The 24,872-nt window shown below is 67.4% G+C and carries 26 protein-coding genes; 15 read left to right on the top strand and 11 right to left on the bottom strand.

Translation table 11 applies throughout. The features are described 5' to 3' along the window. Window positions 1-2: 2 nt before the first annotated feature. From rpe to ACW18B_RS02180, 3 genes are read right to left on the bottom strand one after another with little or no spacing between them, the layout of a single operon-like run. Window positions 3-665: a ribulose-phosphate 3-epimerase gene (gene rpe, locus ACW18B_RS02190; RefSeq protein ID WP_492049213.1), complete on the bottom strand. Its 663-nt coding sequence runs from the start codon at window positions 663-665 to the stop codon at window positions 3-5. 60 nt (window positions 666-725) lie between these two features. Next, window positions 726-2,009 (bottom strand): RsmB/NOP family class I SAM-dependent RNA methyltransferase, encoded by a 1,284-nt coding sequence (locus tag ACW18B_RS02185; RefSeq protein WP_492049212.1) that lies wholly within the window; start codon window positions 2,007-2,009, stop codon window positions 726-728. A gap of 51 nt (window positions 2,010-2,060) precedes the next feature. Beyond that, window positions 2,061-2,465 (bottom strand): hypothetical protein, encoded by a 405-nt coding sequence (locus ACW18B_RS02180; RefSeq protein WP_492049211.1) that lies wholly within the window; start codon window positions 2,463-2,465, stop codon window positions 2,061-2,063. A gap of 97 nt (window positions 2,466-2,562) precedes the next feature. On the opposite strand from ACW18B_RS02180, the gene ACW18B_RS02175 reads away from it, so the two are divergent. Continuing rightward, complete coding sequence (locus ACW18B_RS02175; protein WP_492049210.1) at window positions 2,563-2,772, top strand: DUF1674 domain-containing protein; 210 nt, start codon at window positions 2,563-2,565, stop codon at window positions 2,770-2,772. A 78-nt stretch (window positions 2,773-2,850) separates the two neighbouring features. After that, window positions 2,851-4,545, top strand: a complete 1,695-nt coding sequence (gene ggt, locus ACW18B_RS02170) for a gamma-glutamyltransferase (protein WP_492049209.1) — start codon at window positions 2,851-2,853, stop codon at window positions 4,543-4,545. Between the two features lie 27 nt (window positions 4,546-4,572). Here ggt and pyrF read toward each other — a convergent pair whose 3' ends face one another. Then, window positions 4,573-5,274, bottom strand: coding sequence for an orotidine-5'-phosphate decarboxylase (pyrF, locus tag ACW18B_RS02165; RefSeq protein ID WP_492049208.1), 702 nt, complete (start codon window positions 5,272-5,274; stop codon window positions 4,573-4,575). An 84-nt stretch (window positions 5,275-5,358) separates the two neighbouring features. On the opposite strand from pyrF, the gene ACW18B_RS02160 reads away from it, so the two are divergent. Both ACW18B_RS02160 and ACW18B_RS02155 read left to right on the top strand, forming a co-directional pair. Next, window positions 5,359-6,054: a MarC family protein gene (locus ACW18B_RS02160; protein WP_492049207.1), complete on the top strand. Its 696-nt coding sequence runs from the start codon at window positions 5,359-5,361 to the stop codon at window positions 6,052-6,054. 101 nt (window positions 6,055-6,155) lie between these two features. Then, window positions 6,156-6,776 (top strand): hypothetical protein, encoded by a 621-nt coding sequence (locus ACW18B_RS02155; RefSeq protein WP_492049206.1) that lies wholly within the window; start codon window positions 6,156-6,158, stop codon window positions 6,774-6,776. 109 nt (window positions 6,777-6,885) lie between these two features. On the opposite strand, the gene ACW18B_RS02150 is transcribed toward ACW18B_RS02155, so the two are convergent. The 3 genes from ACW18B_RS02150 to ACW18B_RS02140 form a co-directional block, all read right to left on the bottom strand. After that, the gene (locus tag ACW18B_RS02150; protein ID WP_492049205.1) at window positions 6,886-7,686 is read right to left on the bottom strand and encodes an SDR family NAD(P)-dependent oxidoreductase; all 801 of its coding nucleotides are present in this window, start codon (window positions 7,684-7,686) and stop codon (window positions 6,886-6,888) included. A gap of 186 nt (window positions 7,687-7,872) precedes the next feature. Beyond that, window positions 7,873-8,478 (bottom strand): flavodoxin family protein, encoded by a 606-nt coding sequence (locus ACW18B_RS02145; RefSeq protein WP_492049204.1) that lies wholly within the window; start codon window positions 8,476-8,478, stop codon window positions 7,873-7,875. 154 nt (window positions 8,479-8,632) lie between these two features. After that, window positions 8,633-9,055: an Rrf2 family transcriptional regulator gene (locus ACW18B_RS02140; protein ID WP_492049203.1), complete on the bottom strand. Its 423-nt coding sequence runs from the start codon at window positions 9,053-9,055 to the stop codon at window positions 8,633-8,635. A 295-nt stretch (window positions 9,056-9,350) separates the two neighbouring features. On the opposite strand from ACW18B_RS02140, the gene ACW18B_RS02135 reads away from it, so the two are divergent. From ACW18B_RS02135 to ACW18B_RS02125, 3 genes are all read left to right on the top strand, one after another. Further along, window positions 9,351-11,309 carry a potassium transporter Kup gene (locus tag ACW18B_RS02135; protein WP_492049202.1) on the top strand — a complete coding sequence of 653 codons (1,959 nt, stop codon included), beginning with the start codon at window positions 9,351-9,353 and terminating at the stop codon, window positions 11,307-11,309. 4 nt (window positions 11,310-11,313) lie between these two features. Then, a complete protein-coding gene (locus ACW18B_RS02130; protein ID WP_492049201.1) occupies window positions 11,314-11,676 on the top strand; it encodes a hypothetical protein in 363 nt (120 codons plus the stop codon). A gap of 86 nt (window positions 11,677-11,762) precedes the next feature. Next, window positions 11,763-12,986, top strand: a complete 1,224-nt coding sequence (locus ACW18B_RS02125; protein WP_492049200.1) for an argininosuccinate synthase — start codon at window positions 11,763-11,765, stop codon at window positions 12,984-12,986. 51 nt (window positions 12,987-13,037) lie between these two features. On the opposite strand, the gene ACW18B_RS02120 is transcribed toward ACW18B_RS02125, so the two are convergent. Beyond that, window positions 13,038-13,238 carry a KTSC domain-containing protein gene (locus tag ACW18B_RS02120; protein ID WP_492049199.1) on the bottom strand — a complete coding sequence of 67 codons (201 nt, stop codon included), beginning with the start codon at window positions 13,236-13,238 and terminating at the stop codon, window positions 13,038-13,040. A 184-nt stretch (window positions 13,239-13,422) separates the two neighbouring features. On the opposite strand from ACW18B_RS02120, the gene ACW18B_RS02115 reads away from it, so the two are divergent. The 4 genes from ACW18B_RS02115 to ACW18B_RS02100 all read left to right on the top strand — a co-directional run bounded on the left by ACW18B_RS02115 (window position 13,423) and on the right by ACW18B_RS02100 (window position 16,418). After that, a complete protein-coding gene (locus ACW18B_RS02115) occupies window positions 13,423-13,827 on the top strand; it encodes an MAPEG family protein (protein WP_492049198.1) in 405 nt (134 codons plus the stop codon). 42 nt (window positions 13,828-13,869) lie between these two features. Then, entirely contained in the window at window positions 13,870-14,499 is a 630-nt protein-coding gene (locus tag ACW18B_RS02110; RefSeq protein ID WP_492049197.1) for a LysE family translocator, read from the top strand. 105 nt (window positions 14,500-14,604) lie between these two features. Beyond that, on the top strand, window positions 14,605-15,198 hold the full coding sequence (locus ACW18B_RS02105; RefSeq protein ID WP_492049196.1) for a CC0125/CC1285 family lipoprotein: 594 nt from the start codon (window positions 14,605-14,607) through the stop codon (window positions 15,196-15,198). Between the two features lie 143 nt (window positions 15,199-15,341). Continuing rightward, complete coding sequence (locus tag ACW18B_RS02100; protein WP_492047290.1) at window positions 15,342-16,418, top strand: ISAs1 family transposase; 1,077 nt, start codon at window positions 15,342-15,344, stop codon at window positions 16,416-16,418. A gap of 101 nt (window positions 16,419-16,519) precedes the next feature. Here the strand turns inward: ACW18B_RS02100 and ACW18B_RS02095 are convergent, their stop codons facing one another. Further along, a complete protein-coding gene (locus ACW18B_RS02095; RefSeq protein WP_492049195.1) occupies window positions 16,520-17,302 on the bottom strand; it encodes an SDR family NAD(P)-dependent oxidoreductase in 783 nt (260 codons plus the stop codon). 54 nt (window positions 17,303-17,356) lie between these two features. Between ACW18B_RS02095 and ACW18B_RS02090 the strand changes: the two genes are divergently transcribed. The 3 genes from ACW18B_RS02090 to ACW18B_RS02080 are packed head-to-tail and all read left to right on the top strand — an operon-like array spanning window position 17,357 to window position 19,614. Beyond that, on the top strand, window positions 17,357-17,761 hold the full coding sequence (locus tag ACW18B_RS02090; protein ID WP_492049194.1) for a YkvA family protein: 405 nt from the start codon (window positions 17,357-17,359) through the stop codon (window positions 17,759-17,761). Then, window positions 17,754-18,389: a lysoplasmalogenase gene (locus ACW18B_RS02085; RefSeq protein WP_492049193.1), complete on the top strand. Its 636-nt coding sequence runs from the start codon at window positions 17,754-17,756 to the stop codon at window positions 18,387-18,389. The genes ACW18B_RS02090 and ACW18B_RS02085 overlap by 8 nt, the downstream gene beginning before the upstream one ends. Before the next feature lie 43 nt (window positions 18,390-18,432). Further along, window positions 18,433-19,614 carry a class I SAM-dependent methyltransferase gene (locus tag ACW18B_RS02080; protein WP_492049192.1) on the top strand — a complete coding sequence of 394 codons (1,182 nt, stop codon included), beginning with the start codon at window positions 18,433-18,435 and terminating at the stop codon, window positions 19,612-19,614. Window positions 19,615-19,741: 127 nt separating this feature from the next. Here ACW18B_RS02080 and glmS read toward each other — a convergent pair whose 3' ends face one another. Continuing rightward, a complete protein-coding gene (glmS, locus tag ACW18B_RS02075) occupies window positions 19,742-21,562 on the bottom strand; it encodes a glutamine--fructose-6-phosphate transaminase (isomerizing) (protein ID WP_492049191.1) in 1,821 nt (606 codons plus the stop codon). A 161-nt stretch (window positions 21,563-21,723) separates the two neighbouring features. Between glmS and glmM the strand changes: the two genes are divergently transcribed. After that, the gene (gene glmM / locus ACW18B_RS02070) at window positions 21,724-23,073 is read left to right on the top strand and encodes a phosphoglucosamine mutase (protein ID WP_492049190.1); all 1,350 of its coding nucleotides are present in this window, start codon (window positions 21,724-21,726) and stop codon (window positions 23,071-23,073) included. Here glmM and ACW18B_RS02065 read toward each other — a convergent pair. Continuing rightward, complete coding sequence (locus ACW18B_RS02065) at window positions 23,070-24,809, bottom strand: gamma-glutamyltransferase (protein ID WP_492049189.1); 1,740 nt, start codon at window positions 24,807-24,809, stop codon at window positions 23,070-23,072. The two genes, glmM and ACW18B_RS02065, sit on opposite strands and share 4 nt — an antisense overlap. Window positions 24,810-24,872: the final 63 nt, after the last annotated feature.

Genomic DNA, 24,872 nt, shown 5'->3' with positions numbered 1-24,872 from the left:
GATCAGTCGCCCTTGAGCGCGCGGATATTGGCGGCATAGGCGTCGGGACCGCCCTTGAACACCGCCGACCCCGCCACCAGGGCCGTGGCTCCGGCGGCGACGCATTGGGGGGCGGTGGCCGGGGTGACGCCGCCGTCGACCTCGATGATGATGTCCAGCCCGGCCTTGTCGACCATCTTTCGCAGGGCTTCCACCTTGCGCAGCTGGCCGGGAATGAAGCTCTGGCCGCCGAAGCCGGGGTTCACCGACATGACCAGCAGCAGGTCGACGTCTTCCAGGATCCATTCGACATGGTCCAGGCCCGTGGAGGGATTGAACACCACCCCCGCCTTGGCCCCCAGTTCGCGGATCCGCTTGAGCGAGCGATGCAGGTGCGGCCCCGCCTCGGGGTGGATGCTGATGATGTCCGCCCCGGCGGCGCGGAAGGCCTCCAGATAAGGGTCCGCCGGACTGATCATCAGGTGGACGTCAAACGGGATCTTGGCGTGCGGCCGGATGGCTTTGACGATATCGGGGCCCAGGGTGATGTTGGGCACGAAATGGCCGTCCATCACATCGACATGGACCCAGTCGGCGCCGGCCGCCTCGATGGCGGCGACCTCTTGGCCCAGTTTGGCGAAATCCGACGCGAGAATGGACGGGGCGATGATCGGGAACGCGGTCATGCCCTTGGCTTAGCCGCGCAAGGCTCGCGCGACAAGCGAGCGCGTGATCAGGCCCCGCGGTTAACCCTGCCGGACGAACCGCGCCGCGAAGAAGCCGTCCTGGCCGCCGTCCAGCTGGTGGGGCAGCAGGCGCAGGGTTCCGCGCGGCGTCAGGCTGGCGACGGGCGCGCCGGCTTCGTCCGGGGCCATCGGGTCCAGGCGCATGTCCGGGCGGCGGGCCAGGAAGGCCTCGACCTGGGCCTCGCCCTCCTCGGGCTCCAGCGAGCAGACGCAATAGACCAGGCGTCCGCCGACCTTGGTCTTGTCGGCGGCGGCGTCGAGCAGGCGGGCCTGAACGCCGGCCAGGCTGGCGACGTCGCCGGGACGCGCGGCCCACAGCACGTCGGGGTGGCGGCGGAAGGTGCCGGTGGCCGAGCAGGGGGCGTCCAGCAGCACGGCGTCGAAGGTGCGGGCGTCGTCCCAGGCGCCGGCGTCGGCGGTGACGACCTCGGCGGTCAGGGCCATGCGCCGGAAATTGTCGGTCAGGCGCTCGAGGCGGGCGGCCGAGCGGTCGACGGCGGTGACGACGGCGCCGGCGGCGGCCAGCTGCAGGCTCTTGCCGCCGGGCGCGGCGCACAGGTCCACTGCGGTCTCGCCGGGCTTGATGTTCAGAAGACGGGCCGGGATGGCGGCGGCGGCGTCCTGTACCCACCAGCCGCCTTCGTCGAAGCCGGGCCAGGCGGCGACGTCGCCCTTGCGCGCCAGGCGCAGGGTTCCGCCGGGCAGCACCTCGCCCTCCAGACGCTCGGCCCAGGACTCGGCCAGGGCGGGGTCTTTCAGCGACAGGTCGGTGGCGGGCTCGTTGGCGATTTCCGAGGCGACGCGGCGGGCGGTCTCGGGGCCCCAGGCGGCGGTCCAGCGGGTGAACAGCCACGGCGGGGCCAGGTGCTCGGGATCGTCCGAAGGCGGGCCATCGCGCAGCAGGCCGCGCAGCACGGCGTTGACCAGGCCCTTGAAGGGACGGCTGGCCTTGTTGACGCCCGCCATCTCGACGCTGGTGGCCACGGCGGCGAAGGCGGGGACGTCCAGATAGAAGGCCTGCACCGCGCCCAGGCGCAGCAGGTTGCGCACGCGGGGCGGCGGCTCCTTCTGAAGCTTAGCCGACAGGGCGCGATCGATCGGTCCCAGGCGGCGCAGGGCGGCCATGGCCAGGGCGCGGGCGAAGGCGCGCTCACGCGGCTCCAGAAAGCGGAAGCCGTGGGCCGACGCCGCCTCGTCGAGGCCGCCGCGACGCGACAGGGCCGCGTCCATGAGGGTTAGCGCGGCTTCCCGGGCGGGCAGGCCGTCATTGATTTCCTGAGTCACCGCCCCGCCGTGCCCCGAGGCGACGGCGAGCGCAAGCGCTTTGAGTGAAAATCAGGCCGCGACCGGCGGACGGAAGGCGCCGAAGATCACCGTCAGGCCGAAGACGACGAAGCCGCCCACCACGGATAGACCGCCCACGGCCAGCAGCGGGGAATAGATCGACTTGGGCCCCGTCTGGCCCAGATACAGGAAGAGGCCGCTGATCATGCAGACGACGCCGATGTTCGACAGCGTGAAGTTGGTCAGCTTGACCCAGTTGGGCGCGCCCTGGCCCAGAAGGGCGTAATAGGCGCCCATCAGCGCCATGCTGACCCAGCCCAGAAGATTGAGATGGGCGTGGGCGGAGTAGGTGGCATGGTTCTCGGTAATGGCCATGACCAGCCCCCAGGACAGGCCGATGATCCCGTAAAGGGCGGCGGCGGCGAAGAAGGTGCGAGGCCAGCGGTGCGTCGTCATCTCGAATTCCGTAGGTCTTTGAACGATGTTATTGAAGGCGCGGGTTTGAACACCGCCAAGCTGGCGCGATCAAGCGCGATGATGTTAAACCTTCGTCATGTCTGACCTTTCCGACCCTCCGCCCGAGCTGGGCGCCGCGCCCGACAAGCCGCTGACCCCCGCCGCGCGCCGCGCGCTGGAGGAGGCCGCCGCGCGACGCGCCGCCGCAGACGCGGTGGCCTTGGCCGAGGAAAAGGGCGGCCGCGACGGTCCCGAGCCGACGCGGTTCGGCGATTGGGAGCGCAAGGGCGTGGCGGTGGATTTCTGACAGCTACGACACGGCGAGGCTTCAAGCGACGGCGGTATCGGCTAACGTGACGCCTTCAGCCTGAAGGAGGCCGTCGTCTTGCGCCTGTTTGTCCGGTTCTGCGCGGTCCTGGCCGCCGCCTTCGTGTTCGCCGCATCGCCGGCTCTGGCCGCGCCCAAGGCCTCCAGGCCCCACCCCACCCTCACCGCCGGGGCCGTTGCCTCGCCAGACCGCTACGGCGCCCTGGCCGCCGAGCAGATCCTGAAAGCCGGCGGCAACGCCGTCGATGCGGCGGTGGCGACGGCCTTCGCCCTGGCGGTGACTTATCCCGAGGCCGGCAATCTGGGCGGCGGCGGGTTCATGACACTGCTGGTCGACGGCAAGCCCTATTTCCTCGACTACCGCGAGACAGCGCCCGCCGCCGCCAAGGTCGACATGTATCTGGGCCCCGACAGCGAGCCGATCGCCGCGCTCAGCCAGTTCGGCAATCTGGCTGTCGGTACGCCAGGCACGGTGCGCGGCATGGCCATGGCCCACCAGAGGTTCGGCAAGCTGCCCTGGGCGGTGGTGCTGGCGCCGGCCATCGGCTATGCCCGTGACGGCTTCCTGGTCACCCCGCAGCTGATCGGCATCCTGGACGGCAGCCGCGCGCCGTTCGCCCAAGGCAATTTTGAAGCCCATTTCGGCGGGCTGAAAGCGGGCCAAATGTTCCGTCAGCCGGCCCTGGCCGACACCCTGACCCGCATCGCTGAGGACGGCGACAAGGCGTTCTACGAAGGCCAGACCGCCGACCTGATCGTCGCCCAGATGGGCCGTGGTCCGGTCAAGGGCCTGATCACCAAGGCCGACCTGGCCGCCTACAAGGCCGTGTGGCGCGAGCCTTTGCAGGCGACTTGGCGCGGCTATCAGGTGATCACCGCGCCGCCGCCCAGCTCGGGCGGCGTCGCCCTGATGCAACTGCTGCTGATGAAGCAGGACGCCGGCAAGCTGTTTGCGGGCGTACCGCTCAACAGCCCGCAGTACATGCATCTGGTCTCGGAGATCGAAAAGCGGGTGTTCGCCGACCGGGCCGAATATCTGGGCGATCCGGACGTCGTGAAGGTTCCGGTCGGCAAGCTGATCGACCCGGCCTATGTGGCCCGCCGCGCCGGCGAGATCGACCCGGCCAAGCCCTCGCCGACCCCGGCGGTGGTTCCAGGTCTGGAAAAGCCGCAGACGACCCACTTCTCGATCGTCGACCGCTGGGGCAATGCGGTGTCCAACACCTATACCCTCAACGGCTGGTTCGGGTCGGGCGTGGTGGTCGAGGGGGCGGGCTTCCTGCTCAATGACGAGATGGACGACTTTTCGGCCAAGCCCGGCGCGCCCAACATGTTCGGCGTGGTCGGCGGCGCGGCCAACGCCATCGCGCCGGGCAAGCGGCCGTTGTCATCGATGACGCCGACCCTCCTGACGAAGGACGGCAAGGTCGCCATGGTGATCGGCACGCCCGGCGGCTCGCGGATCTTCACCTCGGTGTTCCAGGTACTGGTCGACGTCTATGACTTTGGCCTGCCCCTGGCCGAGGCCCAGAAGGCCCTGCGGTTCCATCACCAGTTGCTGCCGCAGAACACGATCTTCTTTGAGCCCTATGCGCCGGCCTCCGCCGAGCTGCGCCAGGGCCTGGAGGCGCTGGGCTATGTGCTGGAGGACCAGGACTACAACGGCGACATTGAGGCCATCCAGGTGGTGGACGGAACGCCGGTTCCGGTGGCCGATCCCCGGGCGCGGGGTGTGGCGAGGGTGGTGGAGTAGTCTCCCTTCCCCCATCAAAGGGGGGCGCTAAACCCCCGCCATCTCGGCGATCACCTTCAGCGCCGCCTCGCGCGGGTCGTTGGCCGCCGTGATGGGCCGGCCGCAGACCAGGTGGCTGGCCCCGGCGCGGATGGCGGCTTCAGGCGTCGCGGCGCGGGCCTGGTCGTTCTTGGCCGACCAGAAGGGGCGCACGCCGGGCGTCACCACCAGGAAGCCGGGCCTTGAGGCTCCCTTGGCGATCTCGCGGGCCAGAGCCGCCTCGTGCGGGCTGGAGACCACGCCGTCGACGCCGCAGTCGAGAGCCTGACGGATGCGGCGCTCGACCAGGTCGCGGGCCCCGAAGGCGTAGCCCATCTCGTTGAGGTCGGCGTCGGTCAGGCTGGTCAGCACGGTGACCGCCAGGATCTTCAGGTCGGACGACCCCCGCGCCAGCACCGCCGCGCGCATCACCTGCGGCTCGGCGTGGACGGTCAGCAGGTCACAGCCCGCCTGGGCCAGGACCCGGGCCGAGCGCTCCACGGTCGCGCCGATGTCATGCAGTTTCCAGTCGAGGAAGACCGACTTGCCCCGGGCTTTCAGCTCGGCGGCCAGGCCCATGCCGCCGGTGGCCAGCAGCTCCAGGCCGATCTTGTAGAAGCTGACGGCGTCGCCCAGTCGCTCGACCATATCGCGGGCCTCATCGACGGTGGGCAGGTCCAGGGGGACGATCAGGCGCGAATCGGCGGTCATGGTGAGGCCCCAGGGGTTGGCGCGCGGTAGCGCTTCGCCTTAAGAGTGGCGAAGATCCGGTGCGTTGGAAGGTAAGGACGTCGAATGACCGAGGCCAAACTTGCCGTCAACTTCTTCGTCGCGCTGTTCGCCCTGATCGACCCGATCGGGAATGTGCCGCTGTTCGCCGCCGCCACCCTCGGCGCGGCCGCCGCTGGCCGTCGGATGGTGGCCGTCTATATCGGCCTGTTTGTCGCCGCCTTCCTGATCTTCTTCTATTTCTCGGGCGTGAGTCTGCTGGCCTTTTTCGGCATCTCGATGCCGGCCTTCCGCATCGCCGGCGGCATCATCCTGTTCATCCTGGGCCTGGACATGGTGCGCGACGACTTCACCACCATGTTCGCCGACGCGGCCGAGGGCATCGAGGGCCAGTCGGCCCGGGTCTATGCCAAGCAGCGTTTCGAGCGCCTGATCGTGCCGTTCGCCATGCCGTTGCTGATCGGGCCCGGCGCGATCTCGACGGTGATCATCTATGCCGCCGAGGCCAAGCGGTTCGGCTGGGCGGGCCTGGGCCTGGGCGTGGCGGTGATCTCGGCGGTGTCGGTCGTGCTGGTGGCGGTGTTCTGGGCCGCGCCGCTGATCAGCCGGGTCCTGGGCCGGATCGGCATGAGCATCGTAGTGCGCGTGCTGGGCCTGATCCTGTGCGCCCTGGCGGTGCAGTTCGTGCTGACCGGCATCGGCGACGCGACCCAGGGCTTTGTGCTGCAGGACGCCAGGGCGCCTTACGCCGCGGGGAAGTAGGCGCGCCTCGTCCCGGCGCGGAAACGGATCGACGGGCCTGGCGTTCTGTCTATGAGGGCGGCGCGGCCAGGTCCGCGGCTGCCGCTAGACGGAGGGCGACGATGTCTGACTTTCAAGCTTCAAGGGCCTACGCCTCGACCGACCGCCGGCATGCGGCGTCCGCCGCGGCGATGATCGCGCTCGCCCTGGCGGCCTGCTCGGAGCCGACGGCTCCGGAGCGGCAGGCGGAAAGCGCGCCTCCCGCGCCGGCCCCGGCGCAGACCGCGCCCGTGGCGCCGGCCCCCACGCCCGCGATCGGCGCGGACGCCGTGCCCGCCAGCGCCACCATCGGCGGCGACGGTTCGCCCATCATCCTGAACGCCCTGTCTTCCGCGGACCTGGACGCCGCCAAGCTGCCGGGTGAACTGGGGTGCAGCTTCTCGTCACCCACGGCGTCGCCGCTTCTGGTGGCCATGGGGGACGTCGGCTCCAAGGCTTCGGCCCAAGGCGTGGTCAAGGTCCTCGACTATGTCGAGCGCGTCAGCGCCAAGGACGGGGGCGGGTTCAGCGCGATGCTGAAGGGCGCGACCTTTGTCGGACAGGGCAAGCAGGTGTCCGTGGCGCTGACGGATGCAAAGCCCGTCGGCGGCGGCGAATCGCCCGGTTATCCCGCGACCCTGACCTATGACCGGGCGGACGGCGCCCGCCGCGTGATCTCCGGCCTCTGGACCTGCGGTCCCTAGAGCAAGGCGCGTGAAATCGGACTCACGCGCCTTGCTCTAGGTTTTTATGTTCGCATCGTTTTGGCGGAAAACCGGCGTCCACTTTTCCGCACGATGCTTTAGCGGCCGCTCAGACCTTCCTGAACTTGCCGCCTTGGTTGGCCATCAGGGCCAGGGCCCAGTCGTCCGGCAGCACCTTGGCGATGGCAGCGATGGTCTTGTTGGGGGCGCCGGGGACGCAGACGGGCCGGTTGGCCTCGACGGCCTCATAGCCGGTGGCGGCCACCTCGTCGGCGCCCATCCATAGCCAGTCGGGCACGCCTCGGCTGACCTGGGCGCGGGTGCCGTTGGCGTCGTGGAATTCCGACCAGGTGAAGCCGGGGCACAGGGCCGAGACGTGGACGCCGGTGGCCAGGTTCTCCAGGTGCAGGCTCTGGGAGAACTTGACCAGAAAACCCTTGGTCGCCGCATACAGGGTATGGCCGGCCGCGCCGGGAACCAGGCCGGCCAGCGAGGCGACATTGACGATGCGGCCGAACCGCCGCTCGACCATGCCCGGCAGCACCTTGTGGGTCAGTTCGCAGACCGAGGTCAGCATCACCTGCAGGAACTTGCCCTGGTCGTTCCAGGCGGTGGTCGCATAGGTTCCAGGCAGGCCATAGCCGGCATTGTTGATCAGGGCGTCGATCACCCGGCCCTCGGCCTCGACCCCGGCCAGTACCGCCTCGACCCCGGCCGGATCGGCCAGGTCGGCGGGGATGGCGTAGGCCTCGACGCCGTAACGCAGGCGGATCTCGGCGGCCAGGGCTTCCAGGCGATCGGCGCGGCGCGCGGTCAGGGCCACGTCATAGCCATGGCTGGCCAGGATGCGGGCGAAGGCGGCCCCGATGCCGGCGGAGGCGCCGGTGATCAGGGCAAGACGGCGGGCCATGGTGTGGGTCCAGTGCGAAAGCGAAACGTCGCAGGAGACCAGCATGCCAGCCGATTTGGTTCAAGGCGGGGCGAAGTCCCGCAGGGAGAGGGGGCGTCGCGCTCGGGGAGCGACGGCCCCCTCTGGCGTCACGACGTGGGCGACGCCGTGACGCTCGATCACCGGGGAGGGATCCGGCGAGAGGGGTTAGGCCGCCTTTTCCAGGTCGGCTTCGGCGCCCTTGGTCCACCGCAGGGCGGCCTTGGCGACGCGTTCGCCCAGTAGGCGGGCGGTTTCGCGGTCGCCGGCCGGCGGCGAGATCTCGGGCGCGACATTGTCGCTCTGGGCGGCCAGGCCGATGAACGAGCCCACACGATTAAGCGTATCGGGGCCGCGTTCGGCGGCGGTGACCGCGGGCGGGGGAACGCCCAGATTGATCCAGTTCATGCCGTGCTGGGCGGCTAGGATGGTCAGGCTGGCCAGGGCGTGGGCCTTGTCGCCGGCGAAGCTGTGCGAATTGGTGAAGCCGGCGGCCAGCTTGTCTTTCCAGGCGCCGGTGAAGAAAGCGCTGGAGGTGGCGTCGGCGAACACTTTGAACACGCCCGAGACGTCGCCCATATAGGTCGGGGCGCCGAACACCACGGCGTCGGCCTTGGTGATGGCCTCGATGAAGGGCGCGAAGTCTTGGTCAGCGCTTTCGATCTTCAACAGCACGGCGGTCTGGCCGGCGTCGCGGACGCCCTGGGCGACCTTGTCGGCGAGGACGGCGGTGTGGCCGTAACCGGAATGATAGACGATGGCGACGGTAGTCATGAGGGTATTCCCTGTTTAGAAACTGAAGCTGTGGCGATTACATATGGCCCAGTTTCGATTTCGCTAGGGGGAACAGCAACAAAAGCTGGTGCAGTTTTTCTGGGGGAGGATTGAGTTGGGATAAAGCCCGTCTCCCGCGAGGGGAGAAGGGAGCCTAGTGCGCGCCCGCCAGCAGGTCGGCGACGGTGATCTGGCCCAGGCGGTCCTGGGCGGCTGTGTCGGCGGCGGTGAGAGCGGCGCGGATGGCGTCGGGAATCTTCTCGCCGATCGGGCAGCCCCGGACCCCTGGAGGCGCGACGCCAAGATGCGCGCAACCGTTGACCGCCCGCAGGACCACATCGAGCGTGATCGCCTCAGGTGGCTTGAGCAGCCAGGTCCCGCCGCTCGCCCCAGCCCGGGCCGCGATCAGTCCGGCCCGGCCGAGCATGGCGGTCACACGCCGCACGACGACCGGATTGGTCGGCATGGAGGCGGCCAGTTCAGCGCTCGCCACCGCACGGTCGGCCGAAAAGGCCTCCTTGTGCGCCAGATAGGCGAGGGCGTGAGCCGCCACGGGAAATTTTTGGCTGTCGGACATCTCTACCGCAGGTTAAGCACGCGACTCGTGCGTTCAATCAAAAACTCACTACAGACCGAAAACCGGCCCGAAAGCCTAGGAGAGTCTTTCTCCAAGTCGCCACCGGTTCGGTGGCTCCAACAGGCTTCATAATATCAGGGCTCAGGGTCTTTTCTCCTTGTCGTTCGTCAAGGAAGGCCCTAGCGCCGCATTGCAGCGCGATTGAACCCGGACCAGATTGGGTGTATCGCGCCGCGCTTGATCGATATGGGCCCGCCTCGCGCATTTTGCGAGAGGGGAGGCCTGGAGACATTGAATGGCTTCCGAAGCCTCCAGCGCGCCGACTCCGGATTGCGACCCCGCTTCTTCCGACATTCCGCACCAGACCGGCCATGATCCCAAGGGTCACAGCTTCATGGCGCTCGCGCTTGGCGCGGTCGGCGTGGTGTTCGGCGACATCGGCACAAGTCCGCTCTACGCGATGCGTGAAGCCCTGGCCCATTCGCACAGCACCGCCGGCGTCGAGCACGCCGTGCTGGGCGTGGTGTCGCTGGTGCTATGGACGCTGACCCTGTTCGTGACGATCAAGTACGTCATCTTCTTCATGCGCGCCGACAACAAGGGCGAGGGCGGCACTCTGGCCCTGATGGCCCTGGCCCAGAAAGCTCTGGGCAAGGCCGGCCGCAAGCGGTCGGTGGCGGTGTTCTTCCTGGGCGTGGTCGGCGCGGCGCTGTTCTATGGCGACGGCATCATCACCCCCGCCATCTCTGTGCTGTCGGCGGTCGAGGGCCTGAAGGATGCGCCGCATGTCGGTCGCGCCCTGACGCCTTACATCCTGCCCATTTCGGCGGGCATCCTGATCGCGCTGTTCATGGTTCAAGCCAAGGGCACGCACCGCATGGCGGCGCTGTTTGGGCCTATCACGGCGGTGTGGTTCCTGATCCTGGGCGCCCTGGGCGCCTGGCATCTGGCCGATGATCTATCGATCATGAGGGCGATCAATCCCTGGTACGGCCTGCGTTTCCTGCTGGAAAACGGCTTCCTGGGCTTCGTGATCCTGGGCAGCGTCTTCCTGGTGGTGACCGGCGCCGAGGCGCTCTATGCCGACATGGGCCATTTCGGCAAAGCGCCCATCCGCGCCGCCTGGCTGTGGCTGGTCTTCCCCTGCCTGGCCCTGAACTATCTGGGCCAGGGCTCCATGGTGCTCGACCATCCCGCCGCTCGCCACAATCCGTTCTGGGAAATGGTCCCGACCTTCGCCTATTGGCCGGTGCTGATCATGGCCACCATGGCCACGGTGATCGCCTCGCAGGCCGTCATCACCGGGGCGTTCTCGATGACCCAGCAGGCCGTGCAACTGGGCCTGCTGCCGCGCATTGACATCAAGCGCACGTCCGAAACCCAGGCCGGTCAGATCTTCGTGCCGGCGGTCAACACCTTCCTGCTGGTCGGGGTTTTGATCCTGCTGCTGATGTTCCAGAGCTCGCACAAGCTGGCTTCGGCCTACGGCATCGCTGTGACCGGCGCGATGTTCGTCGACACCCTGCTGGCCTATGTGGTCATCCGCCGCGTTTGGAAGTGGACCCTGTGGCAGACCGCCCTGCTGCTGGTGCCGCTGGCCCTGCTGGACCTCGTATTCATCGCCTCCAACATGCTGAAGATCCCCGACGGCGCCTGGCTGCCTCTGGCCTTCGGCGCGGTGTTGGTGCTGGTGATGTGGACCTGGACGCGCGGCGCCCAGATCCTGACCGACAAGACCCGTCGCGACAGCGTACCCCTGGTCGACCTGATGGAGATCCTGCGGGCTCGGGCCCCGCACCGGGCGTCCGGCACGGCGATCTTCCTGACCTCCGATCCCGACATGACGCCGGTGGCCCTGATGCACAACCTCAAGCACAACAAGGTTCTGCACGAGCGCAACGTTATCCTGACCGTCCGCACAGCCGAAACGCCGCGGGTCAATGAGGACGACCGGGTCAAGATCGAGAAGGTCAATGACGACTTCAAGAAGGTCGTGATCACCTATGGCTTCATGGAAAGCCCCAACCTGCCCAAGGCCCTGGCGGTGTGCCGCAAGCAGGGGCTGAAGTTCGACATCATGGCCACCAGCTTCTTCCTGGGCCGTCGTTCGATCGTGCCGTCGGCTAACAGCGGCATGCCGCTGTGGCAGGACAAGGTGTTCATCTTCCTGATGAAGAACGCCGCCAACCCGACCGACTTCTTCAAGATCCCCCCCGGCCGCGTGGTCGAGCTGGGCGCGCAGGTCACGGTCTAGGGCGATGGACACTGCTTTGCGCATCGTCGGCGATGGCCTGTCCATCGCCGCCCTGGCGATCATCGCCTCGACGGCCCTGGCCGCGTGGCGGCGGATCCCGGCGGGCGTAGCCGTGCCGATCCAGTGGGGCCCTGCAGACACCGCCGTCTGGCGGGCGCCTAAGGCCTTTGGTCTGCTGCTGATCCCGGTGATCGCCATGGCGGTGATCTTCGCCTTCACCCTGTCGGGCGTTACCTTCAGGGTTCAGGGACTGGAGGCGGTGATGGTGCTGTGCGCCCGCGCCATCCTGGCGGCGATGCTGGCCCTGGCCTACCTGCTGCACCTGCGGTTCGCTCTCAAGACCCTTCGGGATGAGGGCAGCCTTTAGGCCTCGCGCCCTTTAGGTCTTGACCCGAAGCCCCCGGCGCCCTTGAACGCGCGCGACTTTGTGTTTCTCCGGAAGGATCCCCGCCCATGGCCGCCAAGCCCGTGAAGAAGGTCGTTCTCGCCTATTCGGGCGGCCTCGACACCTCGATCATTCTAAAGTGGCTGCAGACCGAGTATGGCGCGGAGGTCGTGACCTTCACCGCCGATCTGGGCCAGGGCGAGGAAATCGAACCGGCGCGGGCCAAGGCCCTGGCCGCCGGCGTCAAGCCCGAGAACATCTTCATCGAGGACGTGCGCGAGGAGTTCGTCCGCGACTACGTGTTCCCGATGTTCCGCGCCAACACGGTCTATGAGGGCCAGTACCTGCTGGGCACCTCGATCGCCCGCCCGCTGATCGCCAAGAAGCAGATCGAGATCGCCCGCAAGGTCGGGGCAGACGCGGTCAGCCACGGGGCCACCGGTAAGGGCAATGACCAGGTGCGTTTCGAGCTGGGCTATTATGCGCTCGAGCCCGACATCCACGTGATCGCCCCGTGGCGCGAATGGGACTTCAAGTCCCGCGAGGCCCTGCTGGACTTCGCCGAGAAGCACCAGATCCAGATCGCCAAAGACAAGCGCGGCGAAGCGCCGTTCAGCGTCGACGCCAACCTTCTGCACTCCTCGTCCGAGGGCAAGGTGCTGGAAGATCCGGCCGTCGAGGCGCCCGAGTTCGTCCACATGCGCACGATCGCGCCGGAAGACGCCCCCGACACGCCGCACATCTTCACGATGGACTTCGAGAAGGGCGACCCTGTCGCCATCGACGGCGTAGCGATGTCGCCGGCCACTCTTCTGACCAAGCTCAACCAGCTGGGCCACGACAATGGCGTGGGGCGTCTGGACCTGGTGGAAAACCGCTTCGTCGGCATGAAGTCGCGCGGCGTCTATGAGACCCCGGGCGGCACGATCCTGCTGGCCGCCCACCGCGGCATCGAGTCGATCACCCTGGATCGCGGCGCGATGCACCTGAAGGACGAGCTGATGCCGAAATATGCATCCCTCGTTTACAACGGCTTCTGGTTCGCCCCCGAGCGCGAGATGCTGCAGGCGGCCATCGACTACAGCCAGGCCAAGGTCACCGGCCAGGTTCGCGTCAAGCTCTACAAGGGCAATGTCTCGATCATCGGCCGCACCAGCCCCTACAGCCTGTACGACCAGGACCTGGTGACGTTCGAGGAAGGCAAGGTCGCTTACGATCACCGCGACGCCGGCGGCTTCATCAAGCTCAACGCCCTGCGTCTGCGGGTTCTGGCTAAGCGCGACAAGCGCTAGAGCCGAGGGCGAAGCGAAAGATGCTCCCCCGGAGGGGGAGCATCTTTGGTCTCAGATCCGATTGTACGGATAACGGTCCCGGATCACGCGCTGGAAGAACCGGCCCTGCAGCGCCGAACGGGCGAAAGCCACGCTCACCCGTTCAGGAACGCCGACATAGACGTATTCATCGCCGTCATGAAACGTGACGAACAGCTTGCCGTGTTCGAGGGTGTAGTCGATCTGGGCGATCGCTGTGGACTGCACTCGCATGGCTGTAAGCCTCCGCGCGAAGGGGTCAGGTCATTGCTAAAGCGAGCCTGGACCCCATCCGGTTCCCGCAAGGGTTTGTGGGTGCTGGCTTCGCGGCGCAATTGGTGATGGTTTAGCGGCTCAAGGGCGCGCCGCCTTTGCGGTAGCGCAAAGGGTGACGCCGAAAAAAGGGGAGAAAACACCTATGCAGCCGCATTCGTGGGTCGCGATCGTCACGCTGGTCGCTCTGTTGGTCTATGTCTGGATGGGCGTTCGGGTCGCCGGCGCGCGCAGGAAGAGCGGCATTGACGCCCCGGCCATGACCGGCGATCCCGAGTTGGAGCGTCATATCCGCGTCCAGGCCAATACGCTGGAATGGCTGCCGATCTTCCTGCCGTCGCTGTGGCTGTTCGCGATCTACTGGAACGACATGGTCGCCACGATCGTCGGCGTGATCTGGATCGTCGGGCGCATCCTCTACGCCCTGGGCTATGCCGCCTCGGCCGACAAGCGCGAACTGGGCTTCATCATTCAGGCGCTGGCGACGGCGGTCCTGCTGTTTGGCGCCCTGGGACGGGCGATCTGGATGCTGGTGGTCATCGGCGCCTAGTCTCGACTTTTGGGCGGGCGGAGCAGGGCCTATAGCGTCACCATGGCCCTGCCCGTCGACCCCGCCCGTTACAGCGCCTTTCTGGCGACCATGTCCGTCATGGCCATCACGCCAGGGCCCGCCAACCTGTTCGCCATCGCCACCGGCGTGGAAAAGGGCAAGCGCGCGGCGATCGCGGGCGTGATCGGCATGAACTGCGCCAGCCTGATCTGGTTCGCCGGCTCGGCCCTGGGCCTGGGCGCCCTGATCATCGCCTTTCCGCGGGCCTTCCATGTCCTGGCCCTGGCAGGCGCCGCCTATCTGGTCTGGCTGGGCCTCAAGTCGCTCTGGGCCGGCTGGAAGAACGCCGAAAGCCACGCCGTCGCCACGGTGAGGGGCGGCAGGTCGGCCTTCATGGACGGCTTCGCCGTGCAGATCGCCAATCCCAAGGCCCTGTTGTTCTTCACCGCTGTCCTGCCGCCTTTTCTGGACGTGCAACGGCCGCTGGTTCCGCAACTGATCATGTTCGCCTGCGCGATGATCGGCATGGATCTGATCAGCATGAGTTCCTACGGCCTGGGCGGGGCGGCGCTGTCGATGCGGATGAACGAACCGACCTTTCGCCGGACCTTCGCCTTAATGGTCGGCGGTCTTCTGATCTGCGCCGCGATCATGATCGTTTCGCGGGGTTGAAGGCCCACTGCAATTGCACGGCTGACATCAAACGCCTTGGCGAAACCACAAAGCATCTCCAGAGTTAAGATCTAGGCAAACGACATGCCCCAAGGAGCGTCAGAGATGTCCCTCAAGAAAACCGCCCTCGTCGCGGCTCTGGTCCTCGCGGCCGGGCTCTCGGCCTGCGCGACGGCGACCCCCTACCAACCCAAGACCACGTCCGGCGCGGTCACGGGCGGTTTTTCCGAGATCCGTCTTGAGGCCGACCGCTATCGCGTCAGCTTTGCCGGCAACAGCCTGACCTCGCGCGAGACCGTCGAACGTTATCTGCTGTATCGCGCGGCCGAAGTGACCGTGCAGCAGGGCTATGACTGGTTTGAGACCGCCGATCGTCGCACCGATCGCACGGCGCGCACCGTGATCGATCCCGACCCCATGGCCCGTCCGGGCTTTGGCTACGGCTATCCCTATGGCTACTGGCGCCCGTCCTGGCGCTATTTCGGCCCCAGCTATGGCTGGCGCAGCTGGGACCCCTTCTGGGGGGACCCCTTCTTTTATGATCGCAGCCAGGTGCGCACCATCGAGAAGTTCGAAGCCGGCGCCGAGATCGTCCTGCACAAGGGCGCCAAGCCCGAGGGCGACCCGCGCGCCTTCGACGCCCGCGAGATCATGAAGAACCTATCGTCCAGCATCGTTCTGCCGACGCCCAAGAAGTAGGGTGGATGGGGCGATCACTTGCCCCCTCCGCGCCTGCGGCGCTCCTCCCCCATAGGGCAGGGCTATCGCATATGGATTTGGAGTCGATTTTTTAGGTCGAAGCGGATTCTGAAGGGCGTCTTCTGTTGTGTGGAGACGGCGCGGTGGAGACGTTTTCGAGCTTTTTTTCGGAAGTTGAAGATCCTCGGGCGGGCAATGCCCGGCACGATCTGCTGGAGCTGATGTTCGTGTCGCTGGCGGCGCTGCTGTGCGGAGCCGAGGACTGCACCGACATGGCCTTGTTCGCGCGCGCCAAGCTTGATTGCCTGCGTCAGGTTCTGAAGCTGGAGCATGGTCCGCCCAGCCACGACACCTTCAGTCGGGTGTTCCGCCACCTTGAGCCCGAACCCTTCGAGGCGGCCTTCGCCAAGTTCACGGCCGCCTTCGCCGGGGCTCTGAAGGGCGTGGTGGCCATCGACGGCAAGGCGCTGCGCGGGGCCTATGAGCGCGGGCGCAAGGCCACGCCACTGCATCTGGTCAATGTCTGGGCCGTCGAAGCTCGACTGGTCATCGGCCAGCGCCTGGCGCCGGGCCGTAACGAGGTGCTGGGAGCCCAGCAGGCCCTGGCCCTGTTGGATCTTCAGGGCTGCATCGTCACCGCCGACGCCCTGCATTGCCGCAGGGACACCGCTCAGGCCATCCTCGACGCTGGCGCCGACTATGCCCTGGCGCTGAAGGCCAACCAGCCCAAGCTGCTGGCCCAGGCTCAAGTCCTGACCCAGGCCGCCGACGCCGCTTGCGGCGCCGTCGATGGGCCTGAACGCGCCCACGACCGGCTTGAGGGCCGCACCGCCATCGTCGTTGCGGCGACAGATATGGACTTTCCTGGCCTGGCCGCTGTCGCTCGCGTCGAGACCCGCCGAAAGCCAACTGATCAGCCTCAGGATACCATCGTACGCTGGTTCCTGCTCTCGACTCCACTGTCCCCCCAAAGGGTGCTGCAGGTCGCCCGAGCCCACTGGACCATCGAGAACCAACTCCACTGGGTCCTCGATGTCGCCCTCGATGAAGACGCCTCCCGAAGCCGAAAGGACCATGCCCCCCAGAACCTCGCCCTCCTGCGAAAACTCGCTCTCAACACCCTCAGGCAGCACCCCGACAAGGGCTCCATAAAGGGAAAGATCAAGCGCGCCGGCTGGGACGACACCTTCCTCTTCTCCCTACTCGGCCATATGCGATAGCCCTGCCCGGAGGGGGAAGATGAGATCATCCGCCCCCTACGGGGGCGGACGACCGCGTAGCGGTCCGGTGGGGGCGAGTCATCTCGCCCCCACCTTCGTTGTCAGCGCGGCGCCATGCGGATGCCGCCGTCCAGGCGGACGTCCTCGCCGTTGAAATAGTCGTTGGTGATCATGGTCAGGGCCAGGTGGGCATATTCCTCGGGATTGCCCAGGCGTTTGGGGAACGGCACCGAGGCGGCCAGACCGGCCTTCACGGCTTCGGGCGCGCCATTCATCAGCGGCGTGTTGAAGATGCCCGGCAGGATGCAGTTGACGCGGATGCCTTCGCTCATCAGGTCGCGGGCGATCGGCAGGGTCATGCCGACCACGCCGCCCTTGGACGCCGAATAGGCCGCCTGGCCCATCTGGCCGTCCTCGGCCGCGACGCTGGCGGTGTTGACGATCGCGCCGCGCAGACCGTCTTCCAGAGGCGTCAGGTCCAGCATGCCCTTGGCCGACTTGGCGATGCAGCGGAACGTGCCGACCAGATTGATCTGGATGATCCGGTCGAAGGCGTCGAGCGGGAAGTGCTTGGTCTCGCCGGTGGCCTTGTCGCGGCCGGCGGTCTTCGCCGCATTGCCGGTGCCGGCGCAATTGACCAGGATGCGCTCCTGGCCGTGGGCGGCGCGGGCCTTTTCGAAGCCGGCGTCGACATCGGCGTCGGAGGTGACGTTCACCTTGCAGAACACGCCGCCGATGTCCTTGGCGACGGCTTCGCCGGTCGCTTCGTTCATATCGAAGATGGCGACCTTGACGCCCTGGGCGGCGAGAGCCCGCGCGGTAGCTTCGCCGAGGCCGGAAGCGCCTCCGGTGACGACGGCGGCGACAGTGTTGTCGAGTTTCATGGACGTTTCCTCGGGGTTTGCGTTTAAGATCCTTGTTGAAGAGGGTGTAAACCGATGAGCGCCGACGCCAAACCGTCCCCCGACGTCAATCAGATCCTCGATCCGGCCAAGGCCCTGGTTCCGGCGACGGTGCGGGTCAATGAGGAGCGCGTGGCGCGCGGGTTCTTGCCCAAGATCCGCAAGGTCGCGGCCCGCATCCCCTTCGCCGCCGACGCGCTGTCGGTCTGGTGGTGCGCACGGGATCCGACCACCCCGGTGGCCGCCAAGGGCATGATGATGGCGGCCCTGGCCTATTTTGTCCTGCCCACGGACGTGATCCCCGACATGCTGCCGGCCCTGGGCCTGACCGACGATGCGGCGGTGATCGCCGCCGTCATCGCCATCGTCGGCAAGAACCTCAAGCCCCGTCACAAGGATGCGGCCAGGGCGTTCCTGGCCAAGCTGTCGCGCGATGACTGACCCCTGGCTCTGGGCCCTTTCGGGCGCCAGCGCCCTGGTCTACGGCCTGATCTTCAGCCAAAGACCGCCCTCCGCCCTTCGCACCCTGATCAAGGTCTGCGCCGTCGGATCCCTGGCGGTCATCGCCTATCTGCAGGGCGGCGGGGTGCTGCTGGCCATCGCCCTGGCGGTCTGCGCCCTGGGCGACGCGTTCATGGCCGGCGATCCCAAGCGCTGGCTTCCCCTGGGTCTGGCGGCCTTCCTGATGGGCCATGTCATCTACACGCCGCTCTTTGGAACCTATGGCGCGTCACCGGACACGGCTTTCTGGGTCGAGGCGACGGTGATCGGCGCGGTGGCGGGTCTGATGCTCCGCGCTTTGTGGTCGTCGCTGGGGGCCATGCGGCTGCCCGTGGTCGCCTATGTCGTGGCCATCGTCTGCATGGTGATCGCCGGCCTGTTGCTGCCACCCCGCTTCTGGCCGGCGACGGTCGGGGCCCTGGCCTTCATGGCGTCCGACGCCATCCTGTCCTTTGATCTGTTCAAGGGCGCCAAGCTCCTTGGCTCGCCGCGCCTGACGGCCCGGGCGGTGTGGTTCCTGTACTGGGGCGGACAGGTCGGGATCTGCTGGGGCATGCTGGGGGCGTGATCGCGGCTTTTCTTCCCCACGCACATGCTTTTAATCTGACGGCATGATCGAAGCCCTCCTGCGCAAGATGATCAAGGTCGGCGACCTCACCGTGCATCTGCCGGGTGGTCGAACGGTGAAGGCGGGAGACGGGACGGGGCCGCCGGTGGTGATCCGGACCAACGCCAAGGGCCTGCGCAAGCTGGTCGCCAATCCAGGTCTGGGTCTGGGTGAGGCCTATATGGACGGCGACCTCGTGCTCGAGCGGGGGGCGATGTGGGACCTTCTGGAGCTTGTGGGCAAAGGCGGATCCCGGGGGCTCAAGGGCCGCGGCTCGTGGGCGACCCGCACCCGCAAGGCGATCAAGCGGCGGCTGCAGCAGTTGAATGACCGCGTCGCCTCGCGCCGCAACGTGGCGCGCCACTACGACATTTCCAACGATCTCTACCGCCGGTTCCTGGACGCTGACCTGCAGTACAGCTGCGCCTATTTCGAGCGGCCCGAGATGAGCCTGGAAGAGGCCCAGGCCGCCAAGAAGGCTCACATCGGCAAGAAGCTGCTGATCCGGCCGGGCATGAAGACCCTGGATATCGGCTCGGGCTGGGGCGGGCTGTCGATGACCCTGGCCAAGGATCACGGGGCCCGGATGACGGGCGTGACCCTGTCGACCGAGCAACTGGCCCTGGCCCGCGAGCGGGTCGCGGCGGCGGGGCTGGAGGAGCAGGTCGAATTCCGCCTGACCGACTATCGCGACCTGGACGAGACCTTCGACCGCATCGTCTCGGTGGGCATGCTGGAGCATGTCGGCGCGCCGCAGTTCGCCACCTATTTCCAGACGATCAAACGCCTGCTGGCCGACGATGGCGTGGCGGTGATCCACTCGATCGGTCGGGCGTCGGGTCCCGGCGCGACCAACGCCTTCACCAACAAATATATCTTCCCGGGCGGCTACATTCCGGGCCTGTCGGAGATCGTCAAGGCGATCGAGGATGCTGGCCTGTGGATCACCGATATCGAGATCCTGCGCCTGCACTATGCCGAGACGCTCAAGCACTGGCGGCTGCGGTTCCTGGCCGATCCGGAGATCCCGGCCCTGTTCGACGCCCGGTTCCGGCGGATGTGGGAGTTCTATCTGGCCGGCGCCGAGATGGGCTTTCGCCACGGCGGGCACATGGTGTTCCAGATCCAGCTGGCCAGGCGGCGCGACGGGGCGCCGCTGACGCGGGATTATATGGCGGGCGAGTAAGTCCTCCTCCTGAAGGGCGAGGCGGCGCGAAGCGCCGGAGGGGGAAGTCGCGAGGTGTTTATGGCATCCCCTCTCCGTCGCCCTTCGGGCGCCCCCTCTCCCACAGGGAGAGGACTTGAAGCCGCCGCTATTCCACCGTCACCGACTTGGCCAGATTGCGCGGCTGATCCACATCCGCGCCCTTCAGCACGGCCACATGATAGGCCAGCAGCTGGATCGGGGCCGACATCACCAGGGCCGAAACCAGGGGATCGCAGGCCGGGGCGGTGATCACCACCTTGGCGCCGGCCGGGGCGTGCTTGGCGCCTTCGGTGTCGGTGATGAAGATCACCTGTCCGCCGCGCGCCATCACCTCGCTCATGTTTGAAGCCGATTTCTCGAACCAGCTGTCATAGGGGGCGAGGATCACGATCGGTGTCTGGTCGTCGACCAGGGCGATCGGGCCGTGTTTCAGCTCGCCGGCGGCATAGCCCTCGGCGTGGATATAGCTGATCTCCTTGAGCTTCAGGGCGCCTTCAAGGGCCAGGGCCGACATCGGGCCGCGGCCCAGATAGAGCACGTCGCGGGCCTTGGCGACCTCGACGGCGATGTCCTTGATAGCCTCTTCCAGACCGATGGCCTCGGCGATCAGCCGCGGCGCGCCCAGCAGCACCTTGACCAGGCGCTGCTCCTCGGCGTCGTCGATCTTGCCGCGCGCCTTGGCGGCGGCGATGGCCAGGGCCATCATCACGCTGACCTGGGCGGTGAAGGCCTTGGTCGAGGCCACCCCGATCTCGGGTCCGCAATGGATCGGCCAGACCACGTCGACCTCGCGGGCCATGGTCGATTCGGTGGCGTTGACGACCACGGCGCTCTTCATGCCGGCGGCCTGGCAATAGCGCAGGGCCGCCAGGGTGTCGGCGGTCTCGCCCGATTGCGACATGGCGATCGCCAGGGCGCCCGCGCGAATGGCCGGCTGGCGGTAACGGAACTCCGAGGCGATCTCGACATCCACCGGCAGGTCGGCCAGCTGCTCGATCAGGTAGCGGCCGATCATGCCGGCGATATAGGAGGTGCCGCAGGCGACGATCTGGATCCGCTCCAGCCCGGCCCAGTCAATGCCGCCGGGCACGGCCGCCGTCGAGCCGATCGGATCGACATAGGCGGCGATGGTGCGCTGGCAGCCCTCGGGCTGGTCATGGATTTCCTTCTCCATGAAGTGCCGGTAATTGCCCTTTTCCATCAGCACGGCCGAGGCGGGGACGATCTTGATCGGCCGGTCGGCGGGCGCGCCGGACTGGTCGAAGATCTGGGCCTCGTCGTGATTGATCAGCACATAGTCACCGTCTTGCAGATAGGCGACGCGGTTGGTGAACGGGCCCAGGGCCAGGCCGTCTGAGCCGACGAACATCTCGCCGTCGCCATAGCCCACGGCCAGGGGCGGGCCATTGCGGGCCGCCAAGATGGTTTCATCCTCGCCGCCCACCAGGATGCACAGGGCGAACGCGCCGCGCAGGCGCTTGAGCGTGGCCTCGAAGGCTTGCAGCGGCGCCAGGCCGGTGGCCAGTTCGGCGTCCAGCAGGTGGGCCACGACCTCGGTGTCGGTGTCGCTCTGGAACTCGCGGCCGGCGGCGATCAGCTCGGCCTTCAGCTCGGCGAAGTTCTCGATGATCCCGTTGTGGACCACAGCCACTCGCCCGACGATGTGCGGGTGAGCGTTTCGCAGGGTCGGGGCGCCGTGGGTGGCCCAACGGGTGTGGCCGATGCCGGTCTGGGCGACCAGCGGTTCGCGCTCCAGCACGTTTTCCAGTTCGCGCAGCTTGCCCGGCGCCCGGCGCCGTTCCAGCACGCCGTTCACCTGGGCGGCGATACCGGCAGAATCGTAGCCGCGATATTCAAGCCGCTTGAGGCTCTCGACGAGGCGCTGCGCAACAGGCTGGGTTCCGACGATGCCGATGATGCCGCACATGAGCCATGATCCTTTGTAGAACGCGTCGGTGGAGACTAAATGCTACCGACGCGGAATTTCGAGGTTGGGCTTTAGCATTCGCTCACGCCCTGCCCTCATAAATCTGCATTTCGGATCGTTTCGTGCTCCGAACACGGCCAAATCGAGACCAGAAGACCATCATGAGCAAGCGCGCCTATTTCGGCACCGACGGCATCCGCGGCCAGGCCAACCAGCATCCGATGACCGCTGAGGTCGCCCTGCGGGTGGGCCTGGCGGCCGGCAAGCTGTTCCGATCTCAGGACGACCGCCGTCATCTGGTGGTGATCGGCAAGGACACCCGCCTGTCAGGCTACATGATCGAGCCGGCCCTGGTCGCCGGCTTCGCCAGCGTCGGCATGGACGTCCGGTTGTTTGGGCCTCTGCCCACCCCGGCCGTGGCGATGATGACCCGCTCGATGCGCGCCGATCTGGGCGTGATGATCAGCGCCAGCCACAACGACTTCGCCGACAACGGCATCAAGCTGTTCGGCCCCGACGGCTACAAGCTCTCCGACGATCAGGAGCTGAAGATCGAGGCCCTGATGGACGAGGGCCTGCAGGAGGGCCTGGCCCCGCCGCGCGGCCTGGGGCGGGTCAAGCGCGTCGACGACGCCCAGGCCCGCTATATCGAGATCGTCAAGGCGACCTTCCCGCGCAACATGAACCTGTCGGGCCTGCGCATCGTCATCGATTGCGCCCATGGGGCGGCCTACAAGGTGGCGCCCGAGGCGCTGTACGAACTGGGCGCCGAGGTGTTCCCGATCGGCGTCGCGCCCAACGGGACCAATATCAACGCCGAGTGCGGCTCGACCCATCCCGAGACCATGGCCAAGCTGGTGCGCGAGTACCGCGCCGATATCGGCATCGCCCTGGACGGCGACGCCGACCGGCTGGTGATCTGCGACGAGAAGGGCAACGTGGTCGACGGCGACCAGATCATGGCGATCATCGCCGCCGCCTACGCCAAGGCCGGCACCCTGAAATCCGGCGGCGTGGTGGCCACGGTGATGTCCAATCTGGGCCTTGAGCGCTTCCTGCAGGGCCAGGGCCTGACCCTGGAGCGCACCGCCGTCGGCGACCGCCACGTGATGGCCCGCATGCGCGAGGGCGGCTTCAACCTGGGCGGCGAGCAATCCGGCCATGTGATCCTGTCGGACTTCTCGACCACCGGCGACGGCCTGATCGCCGCCCTGCAGGTTCTGGCCGTGATGATCGAGTCCGGCCAGCCGATGAGCGCCCTGGGCCGCCAGTTCGAGCCCGTGCCGCAGCTCCTCGAAAACGTCCGCTTCACCGGAGCCGGCAAGCCTCTGGAAGCCGCGACCGTCAAGCAGGCTATCGCCGACGGCCAGGCCCAGCTGAACGGCGCCGGCCGCATCGTCGTGCGGCCCTCCGGCACCGAACCCCTGATCCGCATTATGGCCGAGGGCGACGATCCGGCCCTGGTCAAGAAGGTGGTCAAGTCGATCGTCTCGGCGGTGAAGGCGGCTTAGTAGCCGGCCGCGCGGCCCTCGGGCAGCGCTTCCGGCGTGAAGCCGGTCATCGTCCGCGTGCGCGGATCGCGCTTGATCATCACCAGCATGCCCGTGTCGACATAGCCGGCCTGGGACAGGGCGACGCCGCGTTGCTTCATCGCTTCGACGACCTCGACCTTGACCCGCTTGTCGATGACATTGACCGAAAGATCGGCCGTCAATTTGGTCAGATCGATCCCATAGCCGCCAAAGCGCGGCGTCAGGGCGACCCGTTCCGGCGTCCAGTCGAAATCCAGCAGGCTGGAGACCATCTGGAAGTCGCCGGGCCAGAGGCCGGCCGAAAACGCCCCGCCGGCCAGGACCAGACGGCCGTGGTCGAAGGCCAGAACGGCCGACAGCGGCTCGACCAGATAGTGGCCAGGCGGCGTCGCATAGGCCGAGTCCGGACTGTAGGGATGCAACAGGCCGGTATTGTTGAGCGGCACGCCGCCGACAAAGATCCCGTTGGTTCCAAACGGCAGGGACTCGATCGTGTGGGTGCCGGTCACGGCGTCGCCTTGCTGATCCACCACGGCGATCGCATAGCTGTGCGATCCAGGGGCCGGCAGCGCCGGGCGTTGGCGCTTGGCCGACGTCTCGGCCCAGATCTGGGCGCCGCGCGGGCCGGCCAGCAAGGTCGAGGGCCCCTTCGGGTCTTCGTAGAAGGCGTGGCTGCTCAGGGCCGGCTCGGCGCTGACCGCCCGGCTGATCCGCACCATGGCTTCCAGGCTGTCGAGGGACTCCGACGGATGTCCCATGGCCTTGATGTCCGCCTGTTCCAAGGCCTTGAGGGCCAGCAGCAGGCGCGCGCCGCCGCTGTCATGACCGCCCAGGCCGTAGACGGCGCGGCCGCGATAGGTGATCCGCAGCGGCGCGCTCCATTCGGGGCGATAGTCGGCGAGATCGGCGGTGGTCATGTCGCCGCCCTTGGCCCGCACCGCCGCCACGGCCGCCTGAGCCCAGGCGCCGGTCTGGACATAGGCCGCGCCCTCGACCGCGATAGCCTCCAGGGTGTCGGCCAGCGCAGGCAGTCGCAGGATCTCGCTCGCCGCATAGGGCGACCCATCAGCGTGCAGATAGGCTTGCCGGCCGTAGTCGGAATTTTGCAACGTCGTCGCGAACGCCGTGGTGACCCCGGCGAACAGGGGAGAGACCGGGAAGCCGTCGCGAGCCAGCCGGGCGGCGGGCCTTACAAGGTCGGCCCAGGGCAGTCGGCCGAAGCGCCGATGCATCGCCTCCAGCCCGACCACCGCGCCAGGAACCAGCACCTGCTTGCCGACCGCGTTGGAGCCGGTGGTCCACTGCCCGTCGAGGCTGGCGACGGTCTTGAGCGGCGCGGTGAGGCTGAGGGTCTCGCCCGACCGCGCATCATGGATCAACGCGCCTATCGGTCCGCCCAGGCTGCTGGCCCCAGGGCTTTGCACATAGTCGGCGAAGGTCACGGCGATGAAGGCGTCCGCCGCCGATCCGCCGCGGCGCAGGACGTTGAGCCCGATCTCGACCGACCGATCGTGACAGGCCGCCACCATGGCGCGCGAGGCCGCGCCCATGGCGCCGCGTTTGGCGGCATAAGCCGTTTGCAACGCCGCGGCCTCGGCCGTTTCGGTTCCCCAGAAGGTCTGGGGCTTGTCGGTGTCGGCGGCCCAGGCGGGGCCTTGCAGGGCCGTGGCCGCGAGGGCGACGACGATCGGGGCGAGGAAGCGCTTGAACATCATGACGGTCTCCGGATCGGTTCGGGGTGGACGGTCGGGCGCAAGGGGGGGCGGGACGAGGCGCGG

The organism is Caulobacter sp. FV2ps19 (assembly GCF_058681035.1).
Note: the sequence above shows the minus strand (reverse complement) of the source record. Positions and strands in the feature narration are given on the sequence as shown.

Coding starts and splice junctions, on each gene's coding strand:
- rpe (WP_492049213.1), bottom strand. CDS start 665: ATGACCGCGTTCCCGATCATCGCCCCGTCCATTCTCGCGTCGGATTTC.
- ACW18B_RS02180 (WP_492049211.1), bottom strand. CDS start 2,465: ATGACGACGCACCGCTGGCCTCGCACCTTCTTCGCCGCCGCCGCCCTT.
- ACW18B_RS02175 (WP_492049210.1), top strand. CDS start 2,563: ATGTCTGACCTTTCCGACCCTCCGCCCGAGCTGGGCGCCGCGCCCGAC.
- pyrF (WP_492049208.1), bottom strand. CDS start 5,274: ATGACCGCCGATTCGCGCCTGATCGTCCCCCTGGACCTGCCCACCGTC.
- ACW18B_RS02160 (WP_492049207.1), top strand. CDS start 5,359: ATGACCGAGGCCAAACTTGCCGTCAACTTCTTCGTCGCGCTGTTCGCC.
- ACW18B_RS02155 (WP_492049206.1), top strand. CDS start 6,156: ATGTCTGACTTTCAAGCTTCAAGGGCCTACGCCTCGACCGACCGCCGG.
- ACW18B_RS02150 (WP_492049205.1), bottom strand. CDS start 7,686: ATGGCCCGCCGTCTTGCCCTGATCACCGGCGCCTCCGCCGGCATCGGG.
- ACW18B_RS02145 (WP_492049204.1), bottom strand. CDS start 8,478: ATGACTACCGTCGCCATCGTCTATCATTCCGGTTACGGCCACACCGCC.
- ACW18B_RS02140 (WP_492049203.1), bottom strand. CDS start 9,055: ATGTCCGACAGCCAAAAATTTCCCGTGGCGGCTCACGCCCTCGCCTAT.
- ACW18B_RS02135 (WP_492049202.1), top strand. CDS start 9,351: ATGGCTTCCGAAGCCTCCAGCGCGCCGACTCCGGATTGCGACCCCGCT.
- ACW18B_RS02130 (WP_492049201.1), top strand. CDS start 11,314: ATGGACACTGCTTTGCGCATCGTCGGCGATGGCCTGTCCATCGCCGCC.
- ACW18B_RS02125 (WP_492049200.1), top strand. CDS start 11,763: ATGGCCGCCAAGCCCGTGAAGAAGGTCGTTCTCGCCTATTCGGGCGGC.
- ACW18B_RS02120 (WP_492049199.1), bottom strand. CDS start 13,238: ATGCGAGTGCAGTCCACAGCGATCGCCCAGATCGACTACACCCTCGAA.
- ACW18B_RS02115 (WP_492049198.1), top strand. CDS start 13,423: ATGCAGCCGCATTCGTGGGTCGCGATCGTCACGCTGGTCGCTCTGTTG.
- ACW18B_RS02110 (WP_492049197.1), top strand. CDS start 13,870: ATGGCCCTGCCCGTCGACCCCGCCCGTTACAGCGCCTTTCTGGCGACC.
- ACW18B_RS02105 (WP_492049196.1), top strand. CDS start 14,605: ATGTCCCTCAAGAAAACCGCCCTCGTCGCGGCTCTGGTCCTCGCGGCC.
- ACW18B_RS02095 (WP_492049195.1), bottom strand. CDS start 17,302: ATGAAACTCGACAACACTGTCGCCGCCGTCGTCACCGGAGGCGCTTCC.
- ACW18B_RS02090 (WP_492049194.1), top strand. CDS start 17,357: ATGAGCGCCGACGCCAAACCGTCCCCCGACGTCAATCAGATCCTCGAT.
- ACW18B_RS02085 (WP_492049193.1), top strand. CDS start 17,754: ATGACTGACCCCTGGCTCTGGGCCCTTTCGGGCGCCAGCGCCCTGGTC.
- ACW18B_RS02080 (WP_492049192.1), top strand. CDS start 18,433: ATGATCGAAGCCCTCCTGCGCAAGATGATCAAGGTCGGCGACCTCACC.
- glmS (WP_492049191.1), bottom strand. CDS start 21,562: ATGTGCGGCATCATCGGCATCGTCGGAACCCAGCCTGTTGCGCAGCGC.
- glmM (WP_492049190.1), top strand. CDS start 21,724: ATGAGCAAGCGCGCCTATTTCGGCACCGACGGCATCCGCGGCCAGGCC.
- ACW18B_RS02065 (WP_492049189.1), bottom strand. CDS start 24,809: ATGATGTTCAAGCGCTTCCTCGCCCCGATCGTCGTCGCCCTCGCGGCC.